General features: G+C 67.7%; 4 protein-coding genes. All 4 read right to left on the bottom strand.

Features of this window, described 5'->3' with window-relative positions; translation table 11 throughout:
* Positions 1 to 375 precede the first annotated feature (375 nt).
* The 4 genes from G6O54_RS27845 to G6O54_RS27830 all read right to left on the bottom strand — a co-directional run bounded on the left by G6O54_RS27845 (position 376) and on the right by G6O54_RS27830 (position 7,315).
* Complete coding sequence (locus G6O54_RS27845; protein ID WP_165230824.1) at positions 376 to 2,190, bottom strand: sigma-70 family RNA polymerase sigma factor; 1,815 nt, start codon at positions 2,188 to 2,190, stop codon at positions 376 to 378.
* 218 nt (positions 2,191 to 2,408) lie between these two features.
* Entirely contained in the window at positions 2,409 to 4,388 is a 1,980-nt protein-coding gene (locus G6O54_RS27840) for an alpha-L-arabinofuranosidase family protein (protein WP_165230821.1), read from the bottom strand.
* Positions 4,389 to 4,769: 381 nt separating this feature from the next.
* Entirely contained in the window at positions 4,770 to 6,086 is a 1,317-nt protein-coding gene (locus tag G6O54_RS27835; RefSeq protein WP_205679063.1) for a right-handed parallel beta-helix repeat-containing protein, read from the bottom strand.
* Between the two features lie 74 nt (positions 6,087 to 6,160).
* Positions 6,161 to 7,315, bottom strand: coding sequence for a YecA family protein (locus G6O54_RS27830; RefSeq protein ID WP_165230815.1), 1,155 nt, complete (start codon positions 7,313 to 7,315; stop codon positions 6,161 to 6,163).
* Between the last annotated feature and the right edge of the window lie 61 nt (positions 7,316 to 7,376).

The following is a 7,376-nucleotide window of genomic DNA, read 5'->3' as shown; positions in this document are numbered from 1 at the left end:
GGCTCCCCACGCGCCAGCTTCGCGGGCCATTGGGAGGCCGGGCACCGGCCCGTTTTTTGTGGCGGAGCCGCAGGCAACACCACGGGATCAGCGTGGCACGAAGCCGGCCTGTGCGGGCAGCGAAGGCCCGCTGGCCGTGGGGTCGCTTCGCTCCACCACAGCCACCCGGGGCCAGCACCGGAGGTGAACTTGCGGAGTCGATCCGTCGAGAAGGCAGGTCTGTTGAAGACGCTGTCTTGAGAGGATAGCTAAGGCAGGGAGGGCGGGGGAAATGCCAGGGCGAGGCTCCTCGCACGACGGAGCGAAACCTGTCAGAAACAAAAACAGCCCCGGGTCACGATTGACCCGGGGAACTGAGACGAGCTTGCCGGAGTGTCACTTTGCCTGCTTGGTCTTGCCCTCGAATTCCCGGTTCAACTTACGGATGACCTCCCCGGTAAGGTCATTCGCGGGATCGGCGTAGAGGATCGAGCGATTGGTGGCTTCCTGGACCTGGGCGGGGTCGGAGGCGTTTGCGGGACCGGGCGTGACTTTCAGGACGTAGTTCAGGCCCTTCGCTTTTGCAACCTCCGCCACCGCTCGTTCGATCTCCTCCAGGAAGGATGCCAGGATTCGGGCCTCTTGCACGGCGAAATCGTGCTCGAGCTTCTCACGGCCGGCGTCGAGCTTGGCTTTCAGCTCGGCGACCCGGTTCTCATGCGTCTTGAAGTCGACGGTGCCGGGGACAAGCTTGGTCAGCAACACCTCTTCGCCTTGCGTCTCGACCTTGAGTTTCATGAGCTCGGCCTTGCGGTCGGTCGCGGCGGACTTGAGCTCGTCGGACTTGATCTTGACCTTTTCATAGCCTCGGAGGATCGCATAGATTTCGACCGAGCCGATGCGTGGTGCCGGCGCCGGGGGGGTGAGGACTTCGGACTTCGGTTCGACCCGAGGTGAGGCGACTGGTTCTCTGGCCGCCTCCGCCTTTGCGGCCTCGAGCCGTTGTTTGCGGACCTTGGCGAGCTGGCGACGCCCGGACGCCATCGTGACGCAGTGCGTCTGGATGGTCTCGCACAGCGACCGGTAGCGATCGCTGGCCTTCGACGCCTTCTCCGGGTCGGAGTCGAATGTGTGCTGAAACTCCGCACGGGCGAGCCTGCGATACTCCTGCGCCTCGTCGGCCATCCGTTCGATGTCCATCCGCAGCCGGACCTCCTCATCCGACTCCAGCTCATCCGACGCGGCCAGGGGCGTTTCTTGCGGGAGGCTGGGCCTCGGGTCGTCCCGGGCCACGGCGGCCACGACGGGGATCCTCGGCTGCGGCTCACGCGTTGGACCCTGGCCCGATGGCCGGGCCAGGGCGAAGGTCCCGGCCACGAGGCCCGAACAGGCGATCGCGGCGAGTTTGATTCGGGTCACGAGCATGGCGTTCTGCGCTCCCTCGACGAGGACCAACACTGACGGTGGGACCATCCCAGCCGTCTTCCATGGGGAGGTTGCCCGGACGGCCGCGGCGCGGGCCGTGGCGACGACGAGCGAGGGGACGACCGCGGCGGCGATGGCCTGATCCGCGGCCCAGACCCCGGCAATTGCCGGCGCGACGCCCCGCCGGACGAGGCGGCCGCGGAGCTGGTCGCGGCCGCGAGAAAGGCGACTGCGGACGGTGCCGACCGGCCACGACAGGGCCTCGGCGGCCTGCTCGTGGGAGAGGCCCTCCAGGTGGCAGAGGAGGATCGGAGCGCGGAGCCGCTCGGGAAGCCGTTCAAGCTCCTCGTGGAGGACGCCGGCCCTGTCGTTGGCCGGTTCGTAAACGACCTCGATCTCCGCCCGCTCGGCCGCAGCCTGTTCGTGCCGCCTTCGCCTGGCCGCGGCGGCCCGGGCGCAGCCGGCGGTCCGGGCCGCCGCGCCGTGGAGCCAGCTCGCGAGCGATCCCCGCTTGCGGATCGAGCCGGCCCGGCGGGCGAGGACCAGGAACGTGGCCTGGAACGCGTCCTCGGCGTCGTGCGGTTCGTTCAGGACCGACCGGCAGACGCGAAGGACCATCGGCCCGTGCCGCTCCACCAGGGCCGTGAACGCGATCTCCGCCGCCTCGCGCGGCCCGGCCAGGAATCGCTCCAGCAGGACGCCGTCCGGGATGCCGATCGCCGAGCCGGCCTCGAAGAGTGTGCGAATCGGTCCCAGGACGTCGCTGCTCGCGCTCGACACAGGCATGGCCTCCGAGTGCCCTGGATTGGGTCCTCGCCAGTAGTGTAACGAGGGCGAAGTTCCAATCCGACTTCTTCGGAGACCGGGAGCGGAATCATCCAGGAAGCGGAAAAGTTCCAGGAAGCGATATCGCAATATTGCGGTTCGCCGTGGCCGTTTCGGCTCCCTGCGTCGCTCGCCGCAACGGCCACGGCATGGGTTGCCCTTCTGGCCCACGCGCCGCTTCAATTCACCGGGAGCTGCACCAGCTTGATCGACAACGGAGCAACCTCGATGGAGCCGTCGAATGTGAGTCCTTGCTCCGCGATCGCCAGCAATCCGGGCTTTCCGGGGCTGTTCTTGAGGCCAGCATCGTTCCCCGAGATGACCCAGGACTTCCCGGCCGAGGACGGATTGGCGCCCGCCACTTCGAGCCTGATGGTCCGCGGCTGCTTGGAGGCGTTCACCACCCCGATCGTCAGTGCCCGGCGATCGGCGGTCCAGGCGGCGGCGACGTCGAGGCCCTCGGACTCGGGCACGCCACTCACGGCGACGGGGATCGTGCCGAACCGGCGGCGGTAGAGCATCAGGGGGAGGGCCGTGGCGTCGAGGAAGGCGGTGGTCTTCGTGGTCTTGATGCAGCCGAGGACGTTGACGGTCTGGGCGTAGTGGGCCATGGAGATGATGTCGGAATTGCGGAAGAACTCGTGCAGGCCCGCGGCGATCCCCAGGGCGTCGGCGAGATCATACGTGCAGCCCGCCTCGCCGTAGGCGGCATCACCGCCCCAGTAGTTCCACTCGTCCATGGCGATCGGGATCCGCTTCTCGCCCGCCAGGCCGAGCCGCTCCTGCGCCCGACGCTCGCCCTCGGCCTTCTTCCGGATCTCGACGGCGATCTGGCGGGTATGCTCGACGAGATCGGGCTTCTTGTCGCAGTAGAAGTGCTCGGAGATGAGGTTCATCCGCGAGGAACATTCGGCGAGCATGCCCTCGGACCAGCCGCGCTTCTCATCCGGGTCGTACTTCGGATTCTTGTGGCCGAGCTGGCCGCTGCCGATGAGCTTCAACGACGGATCGACTCGCCACATCGCATCGGCCACGAGGTTGTGTTTCTGGGTGTAGTGCGAGAGCTGCATGAACCCGAGCTGCCAGGGGCCCCACATCTCGTTCCCGACGCACCAGTATCGCACGCCGAATGGTCTCTCCACGCCGTTCTTCGCCCGCATGGCCCCCCCCGCGGTGTCGGATCCGCGGTTGCAGTATTCGACTTCGAGGGCCGCGGAGTGTTCGTCGCCGAAGCCGGTATTTACCGCGATGACCGGCTCGGCGCCGACCTCCCGGCAGAAGTCGAGGAACTCATGCAGGCCGAAGTCGTTGTGCTCGACGCCGGTCCAGGCCGGATTCTTGCGCGGGGGGCGGCGATCGCGGTCGCCAAGGCCGTCCCGCCAGTCGTAGCCGCTCACGAAGTTGCCGCCGGGCCAGCGGTACATCGTGCCGCCGAGCTGCTTCAACAGGGCCAGCGTGTCGGCCCGCAGGCCGCGGACGTTGTCGGCCGGCATGAGCGAGACCGTGCCGAGCCTCACGGGATGACCCGTGGCGATCACCTCGAAGCGGGCGCTATCCACCGTATCGCCCGCGCGGAACGAGAACGCGTACTTCGCGTACTCCGGCCCGACGTCCTTGATCTCGACCGACTGCATCCCCGCGTGGGGATCGCCACCCCAGGAGAGTGTCACGTGGATGGTGGCCGGCCCGCCCTCGGACCTCGCCCAGAGATATCCCACGTACTCGCGATTCGCCACCACACCCAGGTCGTTCTGGACGATTGCGGCTCCCGGCTGGATCCGCGGGGTGTGGCGGCCGACGAACGGATGATCCGTGACCATCGTCACCTGGTCCGTGGCGCCGGCGATCTCCCAGGGCGAAGAACCCACGACCGGGAACCTCGTGTTCTGCAAGCTCGTGTAGGGCGCGTAGCGACCGGTCACCGGGTAGTAGAACTTGCGGTCCTCGAGCATCTCGGCCCAGATCCCGCCGTAGATGCAGCGCCCGAGGTGCTCGATGAACTGCCCGTAGATGAAGGGGTTGATTTCCGCCCCCGTGCGAGAGGCCTCGACCTTCACCACAAGGGGGGCGGGCTGATCAGCCCCGACCCCCCGGGAGGCGAGCCCCAGCACGAAAGCCAGGGAAAGGATGAATCGGACCCTCGGATGTTGATGGTGCATCGTTCCCTCCCTTCGACGGGACTCGTGTCGATCGAGCGATCCATCCGCCGAGTATAGCGCCGACCGTCGGCGAAGCAACCCGGTGGGAAGCCACCGAGAGGGAAGGAAGGGGAATTTAGCCACAGATTAAAACAGATAAACACGGATGAGATAGGAAGAGTTGGGTTGGGCCTCTCCGATTGCGCCGGCCGCGGACTCCGCCGTGGCCATCCTCGAGGCGAAGAATCGGGAGGGGAGTGCTTCCGCCACCGGACTCGCCTCACCCTTCTTCCTTTTCTGAATTCCTGCCCGAACTCAATTCGCCGAATTTATCTATCTGTGTTTATAAGTGTTTATATGTGGCTAAATTTCTCTTCTTGCTTTCTGTGGCTAAATTTGCCTTCATGCTCTCCGCATGTCGGCCAGGTCGCGGGCGTAGCCCTGGAGTCGGTTCCCGCTCAGGGTGATGTCGCGGGCGGAGGTGCCGATCCGGATGCCGGTGCGGGTCATCGGGCCGCGGGTCTCGCGGATCTCGTTGGCGGCGATCGTGATGCCCTGGGTCTGGCCCTGGATGTCGACGCCGATGCCGTCGGCCGGCCCGCTGTCGACGATCCGATTGTTCTCGATCCGGTTGCGGTGGGCGGCGAATTCGAGGCTCTCGTCGCGGAAGAGGACGCCGACCCGGCCGCTGCGGACGATCTGGTTGTCCCGGACGAGATTGTCGGTGTCGCGGTGCCCGAGCGAGACGCCGGCGGTGCGGATGTCCTCGATCGTGTTCCGCTCGGCGAGGCCGTGGCGGACGCCCCAGCAGAAGAAGACGCCGATCTCGCAGCGGCGGACGGTATTGCCGCGGATGATCGGCCGCTGGGAGCCGGAGCCGGGATGGAGGCCGAGGCCGGCGTGGTCCTCGCTCGTGCAGTCCTCCGCGATGACGTCGTGGCAGATCTGCCACGAGAGGCCGTCGCCGTTGTTGTTGCGTGCCAGGACGCGGCGGAAGGTCAGCCGCGCGCAGTCCTGGGCGAAGATGCAGCCCGCATAGTTGCCGTCCAGGTTTTCGTTCGACGTGCGGTTGCCGTCGAGCGTGAGGCCCTCGATCACGATGTCCGAGGCGTTCTCCAGCGAGAGCAGCGGAAAGAGCGTGGCGGCGGTGGGATCGCCCTTCTCGAGCCAGAGGTTCTCGCGGAGGGCACGGTCGAGCTTGAAGCGGTTGCCGGATCGCGCGACGAGGGTTCGCTTGATGACCACGGGCCCGCCCGTGCTGGGGTTCCTGGCTCGAAGGCAGATGCCGTCGCCAACCTGGAATCCGCGCGGGTCGCGGAGCGTGATCTCCTGGTCGTACCAGTCGGCACTCGCGGCCAGGCCGGTCCTGACGCTCGGTTCCTTGATCAGGATCGAATCGGGACCGGAGCCGACCAGGCGGATTCGCGAGGGGACGTAGACGGAGTTCCGCAGTCGGTAGGTCCCGGGGAGGATGCGGACCGTCCCTCCGCCCCGCGCGGCGACCCGGTCCACGGCGGCCTGGAGGACCTTCTCGCCGGCCCCGATCAGGTCCCCCTTCGTGTTGCCGACCGAGATGGAATCGAGCTCCCGCCAGTCGGGCTCGACCCGATCGCCGGCGATGGCCCGCGGGCCGGCCGGGAGGGCCGGAGGGACCTCATCGGCCCCGGCGAGGACTCTCCCGGCCGCCGGGAGCCCCGCGCCGGCCAGGATGGAACGCACGAATCGACGTCGGCTCAGGGGCTGCCGCTTTGGCTCGAGAATTCCCATCGGGATCGTCCTCGCGAGGGTTCCGGTCAGTCTCCGCCGTCCCGGCCGAGGTGACATTTCTTGTACTTCTTGCCGCTCCCGCACCAGCATGGGTCGTTGCGGCCGACGCGGGGGCCGGTATTCCGGATCGGGGCGACGGGATCGAGCCGAGGTTGCGGCTCGGGGGTCGTCCCTTCGAGCGGCGGGGCCGTCCAGACTGGCTTCTTCACCGGCGCCGATTTCTTCAACGCCTCGACCTTCTCCCGGAGTTGATATTCCGTGGAGTAATCGCCGAGCCACCGATTCGGGTCGGGAAGAACGGGCGGATGGGGCTCCTCGTCGAGGAGCTCGGGCTCGGCCAGGTCCAGGTCGACGAGCCCCTCGTCGAAGGCCGCCTTCAGCAGCGGTCGCGCCGCGGCGCCGAGATGGTTGTGCAGGGAACCGACGAGGTATCCGAGCTCCTCGGCGGGGAGGAGCTCGTTCGCTGCCTCGTCGTCGGGCTCCAGGCCGGCGGCGGAGGTCGCCTCGGCGGGGTCGGAGGGCTGGAGGATGTCGTCGTCGTCGATCTCCTCGATGGGTTGATCGTGGAGGTCGGTGGCGTGATCGGCCCGGCCGGCCTTCTCCGCGTCGGAGAGGAGCTCGTCGTCGAATTGCCTGTCGGCGCGGGCCTCGTCGGCGACCTGGCGGAAGATCGCGCGGACCGCGTCGCCCACCTGGGCCAGCAGGTTCGAATCGGTCCCGGCCGCGAGGAACGCGCCCTGGATCAAGGCGACTCGTCGGTATCCGCGAGCGGCCGGGTCCCGGACGGCGTCGAGCAGGGGCTGGAAGGCGTCCTTGCCGTAGGCGGCGGCGGCGACGGCGGCCTCGTTGCAGAGGTCGTCCCAGCACGTCCTCGCGAGCTCGAGGAAGGCGGCCAGCGCCTCGGGCGGATGGAGCATGCCCAGGAGTCCCATCGCGTACCAGACGGACGGGCAATCGTGATCGCCGTCCGGCGGGTTCCTCAGGAGGTCGAGGAGCGGCCCGACGGCGCGGTCGCCCGACTCGAGGAGCCTCCGGAGCAGGGCGGGGGCGGGCCATGCGCCCGCCTCGATCATGTCCGCGACGAGACCCGAGGGATGGTCCTCCGCGGGGATTTCCGGGGCCGGAGGGAGGATCGCGTGGTCCTCGTGGCTCGGTCGATTTTCGTTCGTCTCGGGTGGCATTCGAGGCTCGTCGGCTCCATGGTCAAGGGGATCCGGATACGAATGTTACCGGATCCGGGGC

This window comes from Aquisphaera insulae (genome assembly GCF_011064615.1).
Taxonomy (GTDB): Bacteria; Planctomycetota; Planctomycetia; order Isosphaerales; family Isosphaeraceae; genus Aquisphaera; species Aquisphaera insulae.
This window is presented reverse-complemented; position numbering and strand designations above follow the sequence as displayed.

Bases quoted from the DNA above. Each gene is read 5' to 3' on its own strand.
- G6O54_RS27845 (WP_165230824.1), bottom strand. From the start codon at position 2,190: ATGCCTGTGTCGAGCGCGAGCAGCGACGTCCTGGGACCGATTCGCACA.
- G6O54_RS27840 (WP_165230821.1), bottom strand. From the start codon at position 4,388: ATGCACCATCAACATCCGAGGGTCCGATTCATCCTTTCCCTGGCTTTC.
- G6O54_RS27830 (WP_165230815.1), bottom strand. From the start codon at position 7,315: ATGCCACCCGAGACGAACGAAAATCGACCGAGCCACGAGGACCACGCG.